At 34.5% G+C, this 1,754-nt stretch carries 1 protein-coding gene and 2 pseudogenes; 1 reads left to right on the forward strand and 2 read right to left on the reverse strand.

The window, feature by feature from the left end:
• Both C6988_RS10410 and C6988_RS10415 read right to left on the reverse strand, forming a co-directional pair.
• Positions 1–554: pseudogene (locus tag C6988_RS10410) on the reverse strand (V-type ATP synthase subunit A); the annotation flags it as partial.
• A 1-nt stretch (position 555) separates the two neighbouring features.
• Positions 556–1,152 (reverse strand): V-type ATP synthase subunit E, encoded by a 597-nt coding sequence (locus tag C6988_RS10415; protein WP_182135326.1) that lies wholly within the window; start codon positions 1,150–1,152, stop codon positions 556–558.
• Positions 1,153–1,290: 138 nt separating this feature from the next.
• Between C6988_RS10415 and C6988_RS10420 the strand changes: the two are divergent.
• A pseudogene (locus C6988_RS10420) lies at positions 1,291–1,754 on the forward strand (ATPase); the annotation flags it as partial.

A 1,754-nucleotide genomic window follows, 5' to 3' on the forward strand; every position in this document is an offset into this window, starting at 1 on the left:
ATTGATTTTCCGTCTTTTTCTGTAGTAGCTAATTCTGTTTCTAAATCATAATCTCCCTCTGAGATAATGTTTGTAATCTTTCCACCAGGATGGTCAGGTGGAATCATAATGCTATGATCAATCAAATCAGTTTCTTGAACAACTCCAATAACATTTCCTGGAGAGACTTCATCACCTACACTAACGCTTGGTGTAAAATGATATTTTTTTGTCATATCAACTGGAGTAGTAGTGATTCCTCTTCCAATGAATGACCCTGATTTTTTAGATAATTCTTTTAGAGGTCGTTGAATACCATCATAAATTTGTCCAATAATTCCTGGACCTAATAAAACACTCAGTGGATTTCCAGTACCAACTACTGGCTCACCTGGTTTTAATCCACTTGTTGATTCATAAACTTGGATAAATGCAACATCGCCGGTTAATCTGATTACTTCACCAATTAATTTGGCATCACCTACTGTAACAGTTTCATACATTTTTGCTTCAGACATTCCATCTGCTTTTACAGCAGGACCACTAACCCAAACGATTCTTCCTTGTGCGACCATTTTAACTACCTATTCCGAATTTGGATGCTATTTCTTTCCTAATTAAAGGCTTCATGCGATCAAATCTTGCATCAATTGTATTATCAAAAGTCATACTACCATCCTTGGACTTGACTTTAATGCCGCCAAGACATTCAATAGTATCAGATGCTAACTCGGCACCTGAAAAATTAGACAAAGCAGATTGAACTGCATCCTTATCTTGAGAATTTGTATAAACTACAACGTCAGTTGTGCCTAAAGTTTTTGTTGCATCTTCAATTAAGGACTTGATTAAATTAGAATAATCTGAATTTCGTTCTTTTGCAATTTTGGCTAAGGCCTTTTCAAAAACATCATCGATTGCCTTTTCGACTAGTAAAAGCTGCTTGTTTCTTGATTCAAGATCTGCGCTTCCAACAATTTGTTTATGGATCTTTTCAGCCTCTTTTCTGCCTTCATCAATAATTCGATCATATTCTTGTTCTAAGGAATTTTGAGATTTTGAGAGGGTCTGAAGGGATTCTTCGTAGGAGGATTTCAAGCTAGAGAGAATTTCATCTTCTGTTTTGTTTAAAATTTTATCAACAGTTGCCTCTAATCGAGAATCAGATACCATTCACCTGCCGTTCAATTGCTAACGGATTTTAATGTTTTGAAGATGATAATTGGAAAATCCTATCTTCATTTTTGATGATATCAAGCAATTTTGAGACTTAGAAAGATATTAAAATCACAATCAAGGGATTGCAATGTCTTGGTAGTAGCTGATCTAAAGTTAGGGACCGTAATTTTACCAAGATCGGATTCTCCAAAAGCCATTTCAAGATTAGCAGAATTTGATTGGTTTCATAAGATAGATACTGAAAATGAGACAGTAACACCAGAAATTGACGATCTACTGCTTAGAGGTCAGAAAATTTTTCAAACAATTGATGATGTCGTAAAGGGACTTGCAATTCCATCAAGAGTTGGCATTTTAGAAATAATGTTCAAAGGAACTATGATCAAGAAGAAAAAGTATGAGCTAGATGAAGTTGAATCAATGATAGAAGACTTAGAAAAAGAGACTCCTGGAATGATAAGTGAAGCTGAAAAACTGTTAGGTGAAATAGCTGATACTAAACGTTCCTTAGAAGAATATACATCTCTTAAAGATACATTACAGCTAGTTCGAAAATTAAATGTCGATCTTGGAAATTTTGGTTTAATGAGATATTT

The organism is Nitrosopumilus sp. b1, assembly GCF_014078545.1.
GTDB lineage: Archaea > Thermoproteota > Nitrososphaeria > Nitrososphaerales > Nitrosopumilaceae > PXYB01.

Excerpts from the sequence above, each read along its gene's own strand:
- C6988_RS10415 (WP_182135326.1), bottom strand. The coding sequence starts at position 1,152 with ATGGTATCTGATTCTCGATTAGAGGCAACTGTTGATAAAATTTTAAAC.